The following is a 16,505-nucleotide window of genomic DNA, read 5'->3' as shown; positions in this document are numbered from 1 at the left end:
AGAGATTCGACCCGGGGTTCGGTTTTCTTTGATAATTCAGATATGGCGCACGATATGACGGATGGAAATTTCTTTAGAAAAATACCTGTCGGGGTTGCCTGCGTTGATCGCGACGGGAGCTGGTTGAAGGCAAATCAGCGGCTGTGCGATACGCTGGGCCTGACCGAAGACACGTTGCAACACCTGCGCATCCACCACGTCACACACCCGGATGACCTGGAGCCGGAATTAACGCAAATGGCGCTGCTGCTGCGACAAAACCACGGCAGCTTCAATATGGCGAAACGCTTCATCCGCGGCGATGGCAGCATTTTTTGGGCCGATCTCAATGTCAGTCTGGTTCAGGCGTCCGAGAGCCAGGACACCCATTTCATCATGGCGGTTCAAGACATTTCAGAGACACGCCAGTTGATTGATCACTTGGAACACAAGCTTCGTCATGACCCGCTGACGCGCATCCGCAACCGCGCAGGATTCACCGAAAGCGTGCGCGCCGCCTTTCGTCGCTACGAGCGGCACGGCAAGGGATTCGCCCTCGCCTACATTGACTTGGATGATTTCAAGAAGATCAACGACACGCTGGGACATGTTGGCGGTGATATGCTGTTAAAAGAGGTGGCTGGGCGGTTGACGCACATGATCGGACAAGATGGTATTGTAGCCCGGATCGGCGGTGACGAATTTGCCGTCGTGCTCAACAATGCTGCAAGCATGGAACAGCTGAATGCCGCAATCTTTCGTCTGAATTCGGTATTTTCCGTCCCGATGGAGACAAGCGACAGGCATGTAACGATCTCTGCAAGTGTCGGTCTGGCCCGATGCCCGCTGGATGCCCACTCCATTCATGGGTTAATGCAATTTGCCGACGCGTCCATGTATGCCGAAAAAAGCGCGAAACTTGCACCGCGCGAGATCGAAAGATCACCATATCCGCAACGCCTCAAGCGACAACAATCGGCACGGTAAGGCACCGACGTTATTGATTAATTGTCCGTTAACACTTTGTTAAGGATCTTTAACGACATATTGATTTTCCGTTAGAACAAGCTGGCAGATATTCAAATGACGCACGATCATTCTGACGAAGATATTTTTCAAGAAGCACCCATCGGACTGGCCCGCATAGGCAGGGACGGAACCTGGTTACGGGTGAACCAGCAGCTTTGCGATATATTGGGATATTCGCAAGAGCAGCTTGAAAAGATGCGCTTTCAGGATGTCACACACCCGGATGATCTAGCTGACAATCTGTCGCACATAGAGCAGTTGATAGCGGGCAAAAGCAGCAGCCAAACCTTTCCAAAACGGTACATCCGGGCCGATGGCAGTGTGGTGAAGGCCAATCTGCGCGTGCGGCTGATACAGGGGGCAAATGGCGAGGGCGGCCATTTCATCTCGGTCGTAGAGGATATGTCACCCACCAGCCAGCGGCTTGAAACGCTGGAACACCGCATCCGCCACGATCCGTTGACACGTATCCGCAACCGGGCAGGATTTCTGGAGGTGGTGCGCAGTGCCTATCGGAATTTCCAGCATCAGGGACAGGGTTTTGCCCTGATCTACCTGGATCTGGATGGGTTCAAATTGATCAACGATACCTGCGGACACCTGTGTGGTGACATGCTGCTGAAGGGGGTCGCCACACGTCTAGTCGACACCATCGGACACGAAGGGGTCGCCGCACGGATGGGAGGTGATGAATTTGCTGCAATCCTGAACGATGTTGCCACACCTGAGCCGATACAGAAAGTGAAGGCAAAGCTACACGCGATGTTCACCGCACCCTTCAGGGCCAACCGCCAGAACATCACCGTTTCGGCCAGTATGGGCTTTGCTCATTGCCCAACCGATGCCCGATCTTTGCGGGCGCTGCTGCAACATGCAGACCGCGATATGTACATGGCGAAAAAAGGTGAACTTGCAGCACGACTGTCTGTCTAAAAGCCGGGCCGTAAGGCGGTCTGGAAGGCACAACAATTCTGTTTTGGACAGGTCACGGCGTTGATTGATTGGTTTCACCCGGACATTTGCTGTGATTGCCGGGTTGCGGGGGACGCTCGAATTGCATAGATAGCGCCGTGACCCGACCCATTCTGACAGGCCGCCCCACATGGAAAACGTCGTCCTTACCGTTCACCTTCTTCTTGCCCTCGCCCTGATCGGCGTGGTGCTGCTGCAACGCTCTGAAGGCGGCGGTCTGGGCATGGGTGGCGGCGGCGGTGGCGCGATCTCGGGCCGGTCGGCCGGAACCGCGCTTGGCAAACTGACCTGGATCCTGGCGATTGCCTTTATCTGTACGTCGATGGCGCTGACCATTATCGCAGCAAAAAACGCTTCGGGCAGTTCGGTTCTGGACCGGATCACTGACGCCCCGACCCCGGTCGAAGCCCCCGCGGGCGATTTGGGTGACGACAACCTGCTGCCGCCTGCGGCAGACGACAACGCACCGCTGGCACCGTCCGCCGACTAAACCACTATCGCTTGAGGCCCGAAAGGGTTAACGCAACATCATCTTGCGGCTGTCTTGCGCGGCCGCCCCGAATCCTATATATGTCGAGTCCCGTGGTGCTGTGGTCTTTTTGACCCGATCAGGGCCTCATAAACAGCTGAATATCACGGGGGTTGCCACGCCTATGGCACGATTTATCTTCATTACCGGCGGCGTCGTTTCTTCCCTTGGTAAAGGGCTGGCCTCGGCTGCATTGGGCGCGCTTTTGCAGGCACGCGGCTTTTCGGTAAGGCTACGAAAACTCGACCCCTATCTGAACGTCGATCCCGGCACCATGTCACCGTTCGAGCATGGCGAGGTGTTCGTGACCGATGATGGGGCCGAGACCGATCTGGACCTTGGCCATTACGAACGTTTCACCGGGGTGCCCGCGCGGATGACCGACTCGGTCAGTTCCGGGCGGATCTATTCCACCGTGCTGGAGCGTGAACGGCGCGGCGACTACCTCGGCAAAACCATTCAGGTGGTTCCGCATGTCACCAACGAAATCAAGGATTTCATCCGCATCGGCGAGGATGAGGTTGATTTCATGCTGTGTGAAATCGGCGGCACCGTTGGCGACATAGAAGGACTGCCGTTTTTCGAAGCCATTCGCCAGTTCAGCCATGACAAACCGCGCGGCGAATGCATTTTCATGCACTTGACCCTGCTGCCCTATCTGGCGGCTAGTGGCGAGTTAAAGACCAAGCCCACTCAGCACAGCGTGAAAGAATTGCAATCCATCGGCATCGCGCCGGATATTCTGGTCTGCCGGTCTGAGCAACCGATTCCCGACAAGGAACGCGAGAAGATCGCGCTTTTCTGTAATGTCCGCAAAGAGGCAGTTGTCGCCGCCTATGACCTCAGCTCGATCTACGAGGCGCCCCTGGCCTATCACCGCGAGGGGCTGGATCAGGCGGTGCTGGATGCCTTCGCAATCTCACCCGCGCCCAAGCCGGACCTGACGATCTGGCAGGATGTCTATGACCGTATCCACACCACGGATGGTGAGGTCAATGTCGCCATCGTTGGCAAATACACCCAGTTGGAAGACGCCTATAAATCAATCAAGGAGGCGCTGACCCACGGTGGCATGGCCAATCGCGTCAAGGTGAATGTCGAATGGGTCGATGCCGAGATTTTCGACATTCAGGACCCGGCCCCGCATCTGGAAGGGTTTCATGCCATTCTTGTGCCCGGCGGCTTTGGTGAGCGTGGTACTGAGGGTAAAATAAAGGCAGCCGAGTTCGCTCGCACCCACAAGATCCCCTACTTAGGCATTTGTCTGGGTATGCAGATGGCCGTGATCGAAGCAGCCCGCAACGTGGCCGATCTACCCGATGCTGGGTCCGAAGAATTCGACCACGAGGCAGGAGAAAAACGTTTTACTCCAGTGGTCTATCACCTCAAGGAATGGGTCCAGGGCAACGAAAAGGTCAAGCGCAAGGTCGGTGACGACAAAGGCGGCACGATGCGTCTTGGGGCCTATAATGCCACGCTGACCGAAGGATCAAAGGTGGCCGAAGTTTACGGCACCACCGCGATTGATGAGCGTCATCGCCACCGCTACGAGGTTGATACCAAATATCGCAAGGCGTTGGAAAAACAGGGCCTGCTGTTTTCCGGCATGTCGCCGGATGGTCGTTTGCCCGAGATCGTGGAGTGGAAAGATCACCCGTGGTTTATCGGGGTGCAGTTCCACCCAGAGCTGAAGTCGAAACCGTTTGAACCGCATCCGCTTTTTGCAGATTTTATCCGCGCTGCACTTGAGACGTCGCGACTGGTTTAGATTTCGGCGCGGGCTCATCTTCGATCACGCGTTTGGTTGCCAGATCAATCGCCGGGCTCAGAATATCGAGCAGCAGGTTTGACTGTTTTTTGGCCTCTTCCGGCACATCAAGGCGCAGCGTGTCGTTCAAGAGCGGTTCAAGAATGTCTTCATCCAATTGCCACCGCCCCAAACGCCCTTCCGCACGGTCCGCAGCCTGATAGGTGAGCCACTTGTTGATCCGTTTGCGATCAGGCAACGGGCTCATCGGGTCGACCAGGTAGAAACCGCTGTTGAGCCGTCGACAGATATTGTCCAGCAGACGCACGACACCGCGATAGCCTTCGGGCACATCGCGTTTGGGCATGTAATTGAACCGCTCGGGCCCGCCATTCAGGAACACCATCAGCGCCGTGCCCAGGTCGACGCATTTCTGCGCCATGATCCAGCTCAGAACCTCTTCGGGATGCTGATCCCAATCATAGCGCCGTGCGAGGTCGCAAATCTGATCCATGCTGCCCAATCTGGCCATCGCCAGATGCTCCTGTGCACTGCCCTGCATCCAGTCGAAATTTTCGAACTCTTGCACTTTTTCTCTCCGAACCTGCGCCATATCTGCTCTCTGTTCTGAGGTTTGACCGATCTTCGGGTAAATTCTTGGGTGCAAATGTGTCGCTCTCATGGCGAATGCACTTTGGTTGTCGCATCGGCGGAAACCTGCCGTTTCCAAATTGCACCCTATCGTCTTTCGGGCACAGGAAAGCACGTTCAGAATGCTAGCAATCATTATATATAACAAAGGGTTATGGGGATTTTTTAAGAAATCACGCAACTCGCCTCATTAAATTTTAAGCCAGAATCGCACGATCCCTCCTGCACGGCTCTGACCCCAGTGATTTCGGGTTTGCAAAGCAGGCTCGGATACTAAGCGATGGCTTGGTCGCGCGGAGGTGGGCATAATTGCAAGTATCGGCAGGAATTGTGCTTCATTTCCGCCAAAAACCACTTGGCCCAACGCCCGCCGCTGTGCTTAACCTGCATCTATGCTGCACCGTATCCTAAATGCCTTTTCCGCTCCCGAACCAGAGCCACTGCCAGAACCCGACGAAAAACTAGCCCTCGGTGCACTGATGGTTCGCGTGGCCAAATCCGATCACAACTACCAGTTCGAGGAAATCAGCCGCATTGATCGGTTGCTGAGCCGTCTTTTTGGCCTCAATCCGGTCGAGGCGGCCAAGACCCGCGCCACCTGTGAAAAACTGGAGCATGAAGCGCCAGAGACCGAGCATTTCGCGCGGGTGATCCGGGAAACCACCAGCTTTCAGGCGCGGCTTGATGCGCTTGAGGCGATGTGGGAAGTGCTGCTGGCCGATGGCGAAAGCCATGACGAGGAGGCCGCTGTAATCGAAGCCGCGCGCATTGCCATGGGGTTAAGCAAATCTGACAGCGATACCGCCCGAGAAACAGCCGAGGGGTTGTGACCTCTTGGACCTCGTGCATGTCGACCCTATAGTCTAAGCCATGTTTTCTACATTCCTGAAAAGACTCACCCAACCCGCGCCCGAACCACTGAATGACGACGATGCGCGTCTGGCATTGACTGCCCTTCTGGTCCGCGTGGCCCGTACCGATGGCGATTATGCCCCGGAAGAAAAAGACCGGATCGACCGGATCACAGGCGCGCGTTACGGTCTGACCCCGTTCGAGGCGACCGCGTTGCGCAGCCGCGCCGAAGCGTTGGAAGCCGAGGCGCCCGACACGGTGGTTTTCACCCAAGCGATTAAGAATGCGGTGGATTACGAGCACCGATTGGCCGTGGTTGAAGCATTATGGCAAGTGGCCCTGGCCGACGGGCAGCGCGATGCCCAGGAGGATGCGCTTTTGCGTCTGGTCGCCAAATTCCTTGGTATCAGCGACATGGATAGCGCCCGCGCCCGCCAACGCATCGCAGGCTCACCCTGAAATTCGCCACGAAAGGCCACGCTCATGTCTGTCCGGACCGATCAATATGGCAATGTCTTGTCCACCGACAGCGCCAAGGCCGCCGAGGCTTATTCAACCGGGCTGTATCGGTTGCTTGCCGCTCAGGCAGATGTGGTGGCACCTTTCGAAGAAGCGATTGCCCATGATCCGCAATTTGCGCTGGCCCATGTGGGCCTTGCCCGTGCGTTGCAGACCGTCAACGATGCGGAAGCAACCCGCGAAGCCATGGCAACTGCCAAAACCTTATCTGACCCCTGCAAGATGCGCGAACAAAGCCATATCCACGCGCTGGATCTGCTGGTTTCGGGTAAGACCGCCGATGCCTACACAGCGATCCGCGCGCATGTTTCGGAATATCCTCGCGACGCGATGGTTGCACAGACCTGTAGCTCGATCTTTGGGTTGATCGGCTTTTCTGGCCAGCCCGGACGCGAGGCCGAAATGCTGGCCTTCAACGCGGCCCTTTTGCCACATTACGGAAAGGATGATTGGTGGTGTCAAAGCCAATATGCTTTTGCGCTCTGTGAAACTGGCAATCTGAAAGAAGCCGATGCCTATATAGACCGCTCGCTGGCGCTCAATCCCGACAATGCCAATGGCGCACATATCCGGTCCCACATCTGGTACGAGGCTGGCGAGACCAAGACCGGTGCGGATTACCTGACAGAGTGGTTAAAAGGATACGACCGCAGCGCCGTTATGCACGGACATCTATCGTGGCATGTCGCTCTATGGTCGCTGGAACAGGGCGACACCGCGCAGATGTGGCAGACGGTCGATGCAGATGTTGCCCCCGGCGCAGCACTTGGCCTGCCGATCAATGTGCTGACGGATACCGCCTCGATCCTCTTTCGAGCCGAGATTGCAGGTGAGACTGTGGCCCCAGAGCGGTGGCAACAGGTCAGTGCTTATGCCAGCCGATTTTATCCTAAGACCAGCAACGCCTTTATCGACATGCACGCCGCCCTTGCCCATGCGATGGCCGGCAAAAGCGAACCGTTGCAGGTGATCATCGACCATCCCGTGGGCCCCGCCGCCGATCTTGTGCCCGACGTTGCGCTGGCCTGTCGCCATATTGCTGCACAGGATTGGGCCAAAGCCGCCCATCACCTGACACACTGCATGGCTGATCATGCCCGCATCGGCGGTAGTCGGGCACAGCGCGATTTATTGGAGCACGCGCTGCTGACCTGTCTTCTAAGGCAGGATCGTGCAACGGAGGCGCGCCAGATTCTTGCACTGCGTCGCCCCGTGCTGGCAGAATCTGTAGCCTGGCGAAATCTGACAAGCGCGGCCGTTTGAACGCTGGGCAGACATCCTGATCGCCTGCCCTTGCCCAGTTGTCACTTTTACCTGTTTGGTATCCGACTGTCTTCATCCTCAACTGCGCCCTGGTGATGGGGTGGGCCATCCTGTATCGCCTTGCGAATGAACTTCCGAAATGGATTGACCCAGCGTCAATTCGGCAGTTAATCGACGCTAGCAACCGTTTTGCAAGTTGCATTATGCCAAAAATTCGGCCCTATTAACGTCCTGACACGCCCGCAACCACTCAGGACGACCCCTTGACCGATCAGACGCCCGTCATCGAAATCCGCAATCTGCACAAAGCCTATGGCGCACTGGAAGTGATCAAAGGCGTCGACATTACTGCCCAAAAGGGTGACGTTGTTTCACTGATCGGATCGTCGGGATCGGGTAAATCCACAATCCTGCGCTGCGCCAATCTGCTTGAGGAAAGCCAACAGGGCGACATCCTGTTCAAGGGCGAGCCTGTCACCTGGAAGGGTGAAGGGCTGAACCGGCATCCGGCGGACCAGAAACAGGTTCTGCGGATCCGCACCAACCTGTCCATGATCTTTCAACAATTCAATCTGTGGGCCCATATGACCATCCTACAAAATGTGATGGAGGCCCCGGTGACCGTTTTGGGACGCGACCGCGCCGAGGTCGATGAAAAGGCCCGTTACTATCTAGACAAGGTCGGCATCGGCGACAAATGCGACGTTTACCCGGCGCAGCTTTCGGGGGGGCAGCAGCAGCGCGCCGCGATCGCGCGGGGCCTCTGCATGGAGCCCGAGGCATTGCTTTTCGACGAACCCACCAGCGCGCTCGACCCCGAGCTGGAGCAGGAAGTCGTCAAGGTTATCAAAGATTTGGCCGCTGAAGGCCGCACCATGATGATCGTTACCCATGATATGAAAATGGCCGCTGATGTCTCGGATCACGTTGTGTTCCTGCATCAGGGGTTGATCGAGGAAGAAGGTGCGCCAGACACGCTATTTGGCGCCCCTAAATCAGAGCGGCTGCAGCAGTTCCTCAGCTCGACGATGGCCGCTTGAGACAACAAGTTTCTGAGTAAAAGGGAGAAAACTCATGAAAAAACTAGTACTTGCAACAGCGGCGCTGACGCTGACAGCCGGCCTGGCCTGGGCTGCGGCCCATGAAAAGACAATTCGCATGGGCACCGAGGGCGCTTACCCTCCGTGGAACTTCATCAATGATTCCGGCGAAGTTGACGGGTTCGAGCGTGAGCTGGGTGATGAGCTGTGCAAACGCGCCGAGCTGACCTGTGAATGGGTCACCAACGAGTGGGACAGCATTATTCCCAACCTCGTCTCGGGCAACTATGACGTCATCATCGCCGGTATGTCGATCACCGACGAACGCGATGAAGTCATTGATTTCACACAGAACTACACACAGCCTGACCCGACCTTGTATATGGCATTGTCGATGGATGTCGACGTCATGGGTGGCGTGATCGCAGCCCAGACAGGCACGATCCAGGCAGCCCATATCGCGGAAAGCGACGCAACTCTGGTAGAGTTCGCCACGCCTGAAGAAACCATCGCCGCCGTGCGCAACGGCGAAGCGGATGCGGTATTTGCGGATGGCTCCTACCTGCTGCCTATCGCAGATGAGGATGACACTCTGATGTTGCTCGACGAGAAAGTCCTGTTGGGCGGCGGTGTCGGCATGGGCGTTCGCGAAAGCGACGGTGAACTGCGTGCCAAATTCGATGCAGCCATTCAGTCGATGAAAGACGATGGCTCCCTGAACGAGCTGATCACCAAATGGGAAATCGGCGAAACCTTCTGATCTGACAAGGATCTGGCGGGGCCCTTCTTCGGCCCCGCCGTTTTATTCATGTTTTCATATTGCACCGACCCATCAACGCTTTCCGGTTTGACCTGGCTCAGTTGTTACCTGACCACGGGCAAGCATATGGCCTTCTACCTGTCCTTCGGGACGGTGCTTTTGCTATTAGCCATTACCGCACCCACGGCCCTGTTTTTCGGCTATCTGGGGGCCACCGCGGCGCGCTCGGTCGTGGCACCGGTTCGCTGGATCGGTAAAACCTATATCGCGATTGTGCGCGGCGTGCCCGACATCGCCTTTTTCCTCTTTTTCGTCATTGCACTGGATCAGGCCATCGAATGGTCGCGCCACAAAATCCTGTGTCCGGAATGGACGGAACCCGTGCGCCAGGGCAATGACTTTGTTGTTTGCCAAGCAGCCAAGATGCCGCTTGGCAACGCACCGCAATGGATACACGAGACCTACGGGTTTTTCCTTGCTGTCTTTACCTTTGCCATCGTCTTTGGCGCCTTTGCGGCCAACGTCCTTTTCGGCGCGATGCGCGCCGTGCCGCGCGCCCAGATGGAAACCGCCGAAGCCTATGGCATGAGCCGCAAGCAAGCATTTCGCCGTGTGATGGTGCCGCAGATGTGGGTCTATGCCCTGCCCGGCCTTGGAAACCTCTGGATGGTGCTGATCAAGGCCACACCGTTGCTGTTCCTGCTGGGGGTCGAGGATATCGTCTATTGGGCACGTGAAATGGGTGGTTCGAAAACCACAAGGTTCACTGATTATCCACATGGCGACTGGCGGATGTGGTATTTCCTCGCCCTACTGGTTTTCTACCTTGCCTTCACCCGTGTTTCAGAGATTTTCCTGGAGCGCACGATGACCCGCCTCACCCGAGGACAGGCCACCACCGGCGGTGAAGCCCAGAGAAAGGCCGCAGCATGAGTTGCTGGCAGACCATTCAGGAATATGGGCTTCGGTCAATTGGCATTGGCGAACGCCTGCTTCCGAAAGAGGATTTCACCCTCTGTCAGCAATTCACGCTGATCGGATCTGGCATGATCTGGAACATCTATTTCGGGGTGCTGGCGCTGCTTGCCGGTTTCTTCTTTGCCACCGCGCTGGCGATGGCCAAGGGCGCGCGCAATCCGTGGCTGCGCAAACCGGCGGAATGGTTCATCTTTCTGTTCCGCGGATCGCCGCTTTTCGTGCAGTTCTTCTTTGGCTATTTTCTCTTTCTCAGCCTCAAGCAAAGCTTCCCGATATTCGAGCCGTTCACCGCCGCCTGGCTCGGGGCGTTGGTGGTGCTCTTCCTGAACACTGCCGCCTATTCCGGTGAAATCTTCTATGGCGCACTGCGCTCTATTCCAAAGGGCGATGTTGAATCCGCTGATGCCTATGGCTTTACCGGCTGGCCCCGGTTCAAAAAGATCGTCTGGCCCACAATGTTGCGGCTTGCCTGGCCGGCCTACACGAACGAGGCGATTTTCCTGTTTCACGCCACCGCGCTGGTGTTCTTTTCAGGTTTCCCGGCATGGCAGCAAAAGGGTGACGCGCTTTATTACGCGAACTACTTCGCCGACAAGACATTCAACCCGTTTGTTCCCTACCCGATCCTTGCGATGTATTTCATTCTGCTGACGCTGGTCGTGGTCAGCATCTTCGGGCTGGTTAACACTTATCTCAATAGGCACCTGCCGCAGGAAACACGCAAGAAAATCAAGCTGAAGGTCAACGTCATCCGGTAGGTCCTTAGCGTCAGGAAACCTTCGCGAAGAAGAATTCGACCACAACGTCAAATTCGCTGCGATCCGAAACAATCCCGCTATCGCTGTCAACGACGTCATCATAAGAACCACGATCAGAAAACCCAACCTTCAACCCGGTGATACCGGTGAGCGTGGTGGCAAGTTCATCATCGACGAGGATCTTGGTGTCGCCAGCTTCCTCAATCACCTCAACCCGATCTGTCAGGTCCAGTTCCGGGCCGCCCGTCGGGTGCCATTCATCGAACCCGTCATCAATTTTCAGACTGGCCGTGTCGACGCCTACTGCGAAATCGGTCACCACGGCCCCGCCCAAATCTCTTTCGGCATCGGTCGCGGCGTCATCTTCCATTAGGTAATGGATCGAAATGTGATCCGCACCTTCGCCGCCGGTGCCGATGTCGCCGTTGGACATCTCCAACCGGTCGTTTCCATCGCCGCCATCCAGAATATCAGCAGACCCGTCGACCCATTGGCCGAACTCGGTTGTGCGCGTTGCTTCGCTAAATCGCAGTTTATCCGCAACGCTGATCAGGGTGTCGTCACCGTCGCCACCCGTCAAAGTGGCGCTGCCCTCATCGCTCATCAGGAGGTCATCACCACCGCCGCCATCCAGCACCGAACCATCGCCAGTGGCAAAGCCCTGTTCGTCCGCAGCGCCCCCGCGAAATTCAGCACCACCTTCGGTCTTGATGGCAACCGCATCGCTATCCGCGACGTCAGAACCCAGTACTAAATCACCGGCATTGGCGTGGATAATACCTTTCTCAAGCCCCGACGCATCGACCGTATCAATACCTTCACCGGTGAAGATGTCTGCGTAACCACTTTCAACATTGATGTGATCATCACCATCGCCGCCCTGGATTGTGGCAATATCCTTGTCTGTATCGATATGCGTGAAATCACTGCCATTGAAATGGACATAGCCACCGGGGTTTCCAGGCGTGCCATTATCAAGGTTAATCTGGTCATCACCATCGCCACCATCGACAAGATCGGCCCGTGCCAAAATATCAATCAGGTCGTTCCCGTCATTTCCAAAAACGGTATCATCCGTTGATACAAGGAAGGCTTCGTCCTCTGCCCCACCCTCGATCAGATTGCCAATTCCATTATCCGACGCGACGGTATAGTCGGTCTCGCCCTCAGCCTGAGGATCTTCCTGAAGGTATTTTTCCGGGTCAACCTTGGGGTTGTTATCAGTTTCAGCTTCGACCTGATCATCTGAATCGTCTTCGCTGCCGATAATAAACGAACTGCCAATCGCCATCGCCAACGACGCTATCAGTAGTTCAAGCATAGCGAACACCACTCACATCAGAAAAACCCAACCACCGCCACTACTTACGTTGGGACCCTGTTCAGAATACGCTTTGAACCTTAACCGAATTATAATGACTAAATTCGACATAAAATTTTCAGGCCCGTTGGCGGTACCTGCCGCCTGCGACCCAGATCAAACCGCGCCACCTGCAGGTGGCGCCTGCGCCGGATCATATTATGTGAGCGGCAACAGACCGCCCTTCCGTCCGATACGCCCCTAAGAGAGGACCGTGGCGTGTAGCGGCGGCACGCCATCGGTCTTTGACCTATATGACGGCCTGCGGCAGAACAAAGGGTGTGTCCTTGCTGGGCTTTGTGTTGATACGCAGATTGCAGCCATAGACCGCAGACAGGGTGGTGTCGGTGAACACAGTTTGCGGATCGCCCCGCGCAAAAACCTCACCATTCTTCATGATTGCAACCTTGTGGGCGAACATCGCGGTAAGATTGAGATCATGCATGACCGCGATGACACCGCCTCCACGCTGCGCATAGTCACGGGCCAATTGCATGATGCCAAGCTGGTGACCTATATCGAGGCTGGCCACCGGTTCATCCAGAAACAGCCAGCACGGTTGGCCACTGAATACCGGTTGCCAGACCTGCGCCAGAACACGGGCCAGCTGCACCCGTTGCTGTTCCCCGCCGGACAGGTCCTGATAGAACCGGTCTTCAAAACCGGACAGACCGACCGCAGCCAGCGCCCGATGCGGCAATTGACGATCTACCCCATGTGGCCCGGCCTGATGACCGATGCGCACCACCTCTATCGCCTTGAAGGGAAAGGCCAGCCGCGCCGCCTGAGGTAACACACCGCGCATGATTGCAAGTCGCGCACCGTTGGCCTGCGTCACAAGAAGCCCGTTCAGATGCGTTGTGCCCGCGGTCTGATATTCCCCGGTGATTGCACGCAAAAGGCTGGTCTTACCCGATCCGTTGGGCCCGACGATGGCGGTAACCTCACCCGCCCGAGCCGCAAGCGTCACATTGTCCAGAATGGCTCGGCGGCCGATGGTCAACGAGATTTTATCAGCCTGAAGGCTCATAATTCCAGTACTCCGCGTCGTCGCAATAAAATCCAAAGGAAAACCGGCGCCCCCAAGATAGCCGTTACGACGCCGATCGGCAGCTCAGCCGGGGCAATGACCACGCGCGCAACGACATCCGCCCAGATCAGCAAGGCGCCACCCAGCAATGCCGCGTTGATCAACAATGGCTTGTGATCGGGACCGGTTGCCAGACGCAGAAGATGTGGCACGACAATGCCGACAAAGCCGATACCGCCCGAGACGGCAACTGCAGCCCCAGTCGCGATGGATACAGTCAGAATGGCAAGGTTCTTGGCACGCTGCACGGGGATACCAAGATGCATGGCCGTGGCCTCCCCCAAGGACATCGCGTTCAGCGCGCTCCCCAACATCACGGCACCGACCAGTGCCGCCCCGATGATGGGTCCGGCGGTCGCAATCTTGGCCCAGGTTGCCCCGCCAAGCGACCCCAACTGCCAGAATGTCAGATCCCTGAGTTGCTGATCATCCGCCGCAAAAACCATGACACCGACAATTGCACCCGCAAGCGCGGCCAATGCGATTCCGGCCAGCAACATCGTCGCCACCGAGGTGCGCCCGCGCCTTGTGGAAATCGAATAGAGCAGCATCACTGATACCCAGCTTCCGATACAGGCTGCCAGCGGGATCAGATAGATGCCAACGGCGTTCAGGACGATCAGGGGCAGCGTTGCGACAAAGACGATGGCGAATATTGCGCCAACACTTGCCCCGGCGGTGATGCCGACGATTCCGGGATCTGCCAAAGGGTTCCGAAAGAGCCCCTGCAAGACCGTGCCCGACACCGCGAGCGCCGCGCCAACCAGCAGACCCAGGATGGTGCGCGGCAAGCGGATATCCCAGAGCACCACCTGCTCGAGCTGAGTAAGATTTTGCCCTGAAACCAAACGCCCAAGCGCTGACCAGAATGACGCGCCAGAGGCGCCAACCGCCAGGCTGGCAACGCAGGACATGAACAGGAACAGGCCCAGCCATAAATGCCATCGCCGCGCGATGTCCGATCTGTCCTGGGTCGCTGACAGCGTGTCCATGTCACCGGCTTGGGCCATGCTCATGGCGCATAGATCGCCTGGTTCAGATCGGTGACGGCATCAGCCGTTCGTGGCCCAAAGCCAAGCAGATAAAGCCCGTTCATCCGCACCACCGCATCATTCTTGGCCGCAGGCGTCGGGCGAAAGGCAGGCATGGAAAGCAAGGAGCGATTATCTGCCCCATGATCATCGGTCCGATCCATCATGAGGATGACATCAGGACGTGCCCGGCTTATCGCCTCGTCAGTCATGGGTTTGTAACCGGAAAATCCTGTCACGGCGTTTTCACCACCGGCCAGCTGGATGATGGCATCAGCAGCCGTATCCGTGCCCGATGCAAGCACTCGCCCGCCTTGTGTGCTCAGCACGAAAAGGACACGCTTGCGCTCTGTTGCGGTCGCGCCTTGTGCCGTGGCAAGCGCCTGTGCGAATTCCGCCTCGACATTGGTGGCAAGCACATCCGCCTTTTCCGGCACCCCAAGCGCATCACCGACGATCCGTATTTTCTGCGCGATGCCCGCCCCGTCCTGTACCAGCGGCACGGTGACAAACGGGATATCGGCAGATTGAAGCACGGCTATCGTCTCGGGCGGGCCAGCGCCCTCCTCTGACAGGATCAGTGCGGGCGCGACCGCCAGAACCCCCTCGGGGGACAGGGCACGCATGTACCCCACATCCGGAAGCCGGTCTGCCTCGGGGGGATATACCGACGTGGTATCACGCGCCACAAGGCGATGTCCTTCCCCTAGGGCGAACACGATTTCCGTGACCGATCCGCCGATACTGAGAACCTCGGCATGCGGGTCATTGTTGCCCTCGGCCGGACTATTGGACACCCAGATCGCTATCGCTGCCCCGAAAAACGAGGTCAGGATGGCGGATGACAGGGCAACCCTGTTTCCAAACGCCATCACTGAACACCTTCAAGCGCCAGATCAGGCAGGCTTGCCACAAGTGCGCGCCAGGCCGGGCGGCTGTCACGCCCTTCCTTTCCGACGCCGAACATCTGGAAAATCAAACCACCCTCGGCATCGAAAGCCTCAAGCGATACCGCCGCACCACGCTGAGTCGGCTTGTCGACGGCCCAGACCTCGGCGATGTGGTCCAGCCGCAGATGCAGGTTGAAGCCTGGATCAAGCACATTTTGCCACGGCCCCATTTCCTTGAGCGTCCCGATCGGCCCCTGATGGATCTGGATACAGCCGCGATTGCCGACAAAAATCATCACCTCTGTCCCGTCGACCGCAAGTTGCTTTAACGCAGCATTCACGGCGGTCGGCGCAATCGCGCGGACAAAGGGTGCTCCCGCAATCCGGTAAGCGCCCAGACGGTTCATCTTGAGCTTCGAGGTCAGGCGCAGAAACTGATGCGTATCCGTCATCCGTTTCCATTCCTTGCGCAATATCTCAACCTTGCCCGGATCGGATTTCGCCGCTTCTTTTAGCGCTCTTGGCCCCACGGTCTGCTCTGAAGACTGGTCCGACAGTTTCAGATCCTGGCGCAGATCGTCCCATGCGATACCGTTCGAACTGTCGCGCAGGAAAATCTTGTGTACCGCATCGCCAGCGGCATCAAAAACCTGCAAACTGCGGCGCGTTCCCGCATCGGTCGGGGTTTCGACCATGAAGGCGTGCTTCCAATGGGCTGGAAAGATCCTCAGGTCGATCTCTTCGGTCAGCACCATCGAGGCATGCGCACCGGAATGGTAATTGTCATAGACCCCGATCTTTTCATGCACACAGCTGTCATTGCGTGTCAGGGTCATGACTTCACCCAGTATCTGCGCCGCCCAGATCACGCGATCTGGGTGCGGATCAATGCGGGTCGCGGATTTTCCGCAGGTCGCCGCCACCAACTGCGCCTCACTGATGTTAAGCTTATCCGCCAGATCGCGCGCGCGCATTTTCGGATGATCCGTGATGGCGGCACGAATTTCTTCTGCGTCAACTGTCAGGGTGTCTGCCATGGCAACCTCGTTCCTTTTCA

At 57.1% G+C, this 16,505-nt stretch carries 17 protein-coding genes; 11 read left to right on the top strand and 6 right to left on the bottom strand.

All coding sequences use genetic code 11. From position 1 onward, the window contains the following. The first annotated feature begins 54 nt into the window (after positions 1-54). From Q1B27_RS03285 to Q1B27_RS03270, 4 genes are all read left to right on the top strand, one after another. On the top strand, positions 55-966 hold the full coding sequence (locus Q1B27_RS03285; RefSeq protein ID WP_299843542.1) for a sensor domain-containing diguanylate cyclase: 912 nt from the start codon (positions 55-57) through the stop codon (positions 964-966). A gap of 96 nt (positions 967-1,062) precedes the next feature. Further along, positions 1,063-1,941: a sensor domain-containing diguanylate cyclase gene (locus tag Q1B27_RS03280; RefSeq protein WP_299843539.1), complete on the top strand. Its 879-nt coding sequence runs from the start codon at positions 1,063-1,065 to the stop codon at positions 1,939-1,941. A gap of 169 nt (positions 1,942-2,110) precedes the next feature. Further along, on the top strand, positions 2,111-2,470 hold the full coding sequence (gene secG / locus Q1B27_RS03275) for a preprotein translocase subunit SecG (RefSeq protein WP_299843535.1): 360 nt from the start codon (positions 2,111-2,113) through the stop codon (positions 2,468-2,470). A gap of 163 nt (positions 2,471-2,633) precedes the next feature. Then, a complete protein-coding gene (locus tag Q1B27_RS03270; RefSeq protein ID WP_299843533.1) occupies positions 2,634-4,277 on the top strand; it encodes a CTP synthase in 1,644 nt (547 codons plus the stop codon). Here Q1B27_RS03270 and Q1B27_RS03265 read toward each other — a convergent pair. Beyond that, complete coding sequence (locus tag Q1B27_RS03265; RefSeq protein WP_299843531.1) at positions 4,240-4,845, bottom strand: hypothetical protein; 606 nt, start codon at positions 4,843-4,845, stop codon at positions 4,240-4,242. The two genes, Q1B27_RS03270 and Q1B27_RS03265, sit on opposite strands and share 38 nt — an antisense overlap. A 454-nt stretch (positions 4,846-5,299) precedes the next feature. Here Q1B27_RS03265 and Q1B27_RS03260 point away from each other — a divergent pair, with 454 nt between their 5' ends. The 7 genes from Q1B27_RS03260 to Q1B27_RS03230 all read left to right on the top strand — a co-directional run bounded on the left by Q1B27_RS03260 (position 5,300) and on the right by Q1B27_RS03230 (position 11,077). Next, positions 5,300-5,737: a TerB family tellurite resistance protein gene (locus Q1B27_RS03260; RefSeq protein ID WP_299843528.1), complete on the top strand. Its 438-nt coding sequence runs from the start codon at positions 5,300-5,302 to the stop codon at positions 5,735-5,737. 40 nt (positions 5,738-5,777) lie between these two features. After that, positions 5,778-6,218 (top strand): TerB family tellurite resistance protein, encoded by a 441-nt coding sequence (locus tag Q1B27_RS03255; protein WP_299843525.1) that lies wholly within the window; start codon positions 5,778-5,780, stop codon positions 6,216-6,218. 24 nt (positions 6,219-6,242) lie between these two features. Next, a complete protein-coding gene (locus tag Q1B27_RS03250) occupies positions 6,243-7,541 on the top strand; it encodes a tetratricopeptide repeat protein (protein ID WP_299843524.1) in 1,299 nt (432 codons plus the stop codon). Between the two features lie 263 nt (positions 7,542-7,804). Continuing rightward, a complete protein-coding gene (locus tag Q1B27_RS03245; RefSeq protein WP_299843523.1) occupies positions 7,805-8,581 on the top strand; it encodes an ABC transporter ATP-binding protein in 777 nt (258 codons plus the stop codon). Positions 8,582-8,615: 34 nt separating this feature from the next. Beyond that, positions 8,616-9,341, top strand: a complete 726-nt coding sequence (locus tag Q1B27_RS03240; protein ID WP_299843520.1) for a transporter substrate-binding domain-containing protein — start codon at positions 8,616-8,618, stop codon at positions 9,339-9,341. Between the two features lie 48 nt (positions 9,342-9,389). Then, a complete protein-coding gene (locus Q1B27_RS03235; RefSeq protein ID WP_299843517.1) occupies positions 9,390-10,274 on the top strand; it encodes an ABC transporter permease in 885 nt (294 codons plus the stop codon). Beyond that, on the top strand, positions 10,271-11,077 hold the full coding sequence (locus tag Q1B27_RS03230) for an ABC transporter permease subunit (RefSeq protein WP_299843516.1): 807 nt from the start codon (positions 10,271-10,273) through the stop codon (positions 11,075-11,077). Before Q1B27_RS03235 ends, Q1B27_RS03230 begins: the two co-directional genes overlap by 4 nt. A gap of 10 nt (positions 11,078-11,087) precedes the next feature. Here Q1B27_RS03230 and Q1B27_RS03225 read toward each other — a convergent pair whose 3' ends face one another. The 5 genes from Q1B27_RS03225 to Q1B27_RS03205 form a co-directional block, all read right to left on the bottom strand. Then, the gene (locus Q1B27_RS03225) at positions 11,088-12,398 is read right to left on the bottom strand and encodes a hypothetical protein (protein WP_299843513.1); all 1,311 of its coding nucleotides are present in this window, start codon (positions 12,396-12,398) and stop codon (positions 11,088-11,090) included. 289 nt (positions 12,399-12,687) lie between these two features. Next, positions 12,688-13,467, bottom strand: a complete 780-nt coding sequence (locus Q1B27_RS03220) for a heme ABC transporter ATP-binding protein (protein ID WP_299843510.1) — start codon at positions 13,465-13,467, stop codon at positions 12,688-12,690. Next, positions 13,464-14,537, bottom strand: a complete 1,074-nt coding sequence (locus tag Q1B27_RS03215) for an iron ABC transporter permease (RefSeq protein WP_299844867.1) — start codon at positions 14,535-14,537, stop codon at positions 13,464-13,466. Before Q1B27_RS03215 ends, Q1B27_RS03220 begins: the two co-directional genes overlap by 4 nt. A 2-nt stretch (positions 14,538-14,539) precedes the next feature. Further along, entirely contained in the window at positions 14,540-15,430 is an 891-nt protein-coding gene (locus Q1B27_RS03210; protein ID WP_299843507.1) for a hemin ABC transporter substrate-binding protein, read from the bottom strand. Beyond that, positions 15,430-16,485 carry a ChuX/HutX family heme-like substrate-binding protein gene (locus Q1B27_RS03205; protein WP_299843504.1) on the bottom strand — a complete coding sequence of 352 codons (1,056 nt, stop codon included), beginning with the start codon at positions 16,483-16,485 and terminating at the stop codon, positions 15,430-15,432. Before Q1B27_RS03205 ends, Q1B27_RS03210 begins: the two co-directional genes overlap by 1 nt. Positions 16,486-16,505: the final 20 nt, after the last annotated feature.

Origin of the sequence: uncultured Roseovarius sp. (assembly GCF_947489715.1) — a bacterium.
Classification (GTDB): domain Bacteria; phylum Pseudomonadota; class Alphaproteobacteria; order Rhodobacterales; family Rhodobacteraceae; genus Roseovarius.
Note: the sequence above shows the minus strand (reverse complement) of the source record. Positions and strands in the feature narration are given on the sequence as shown.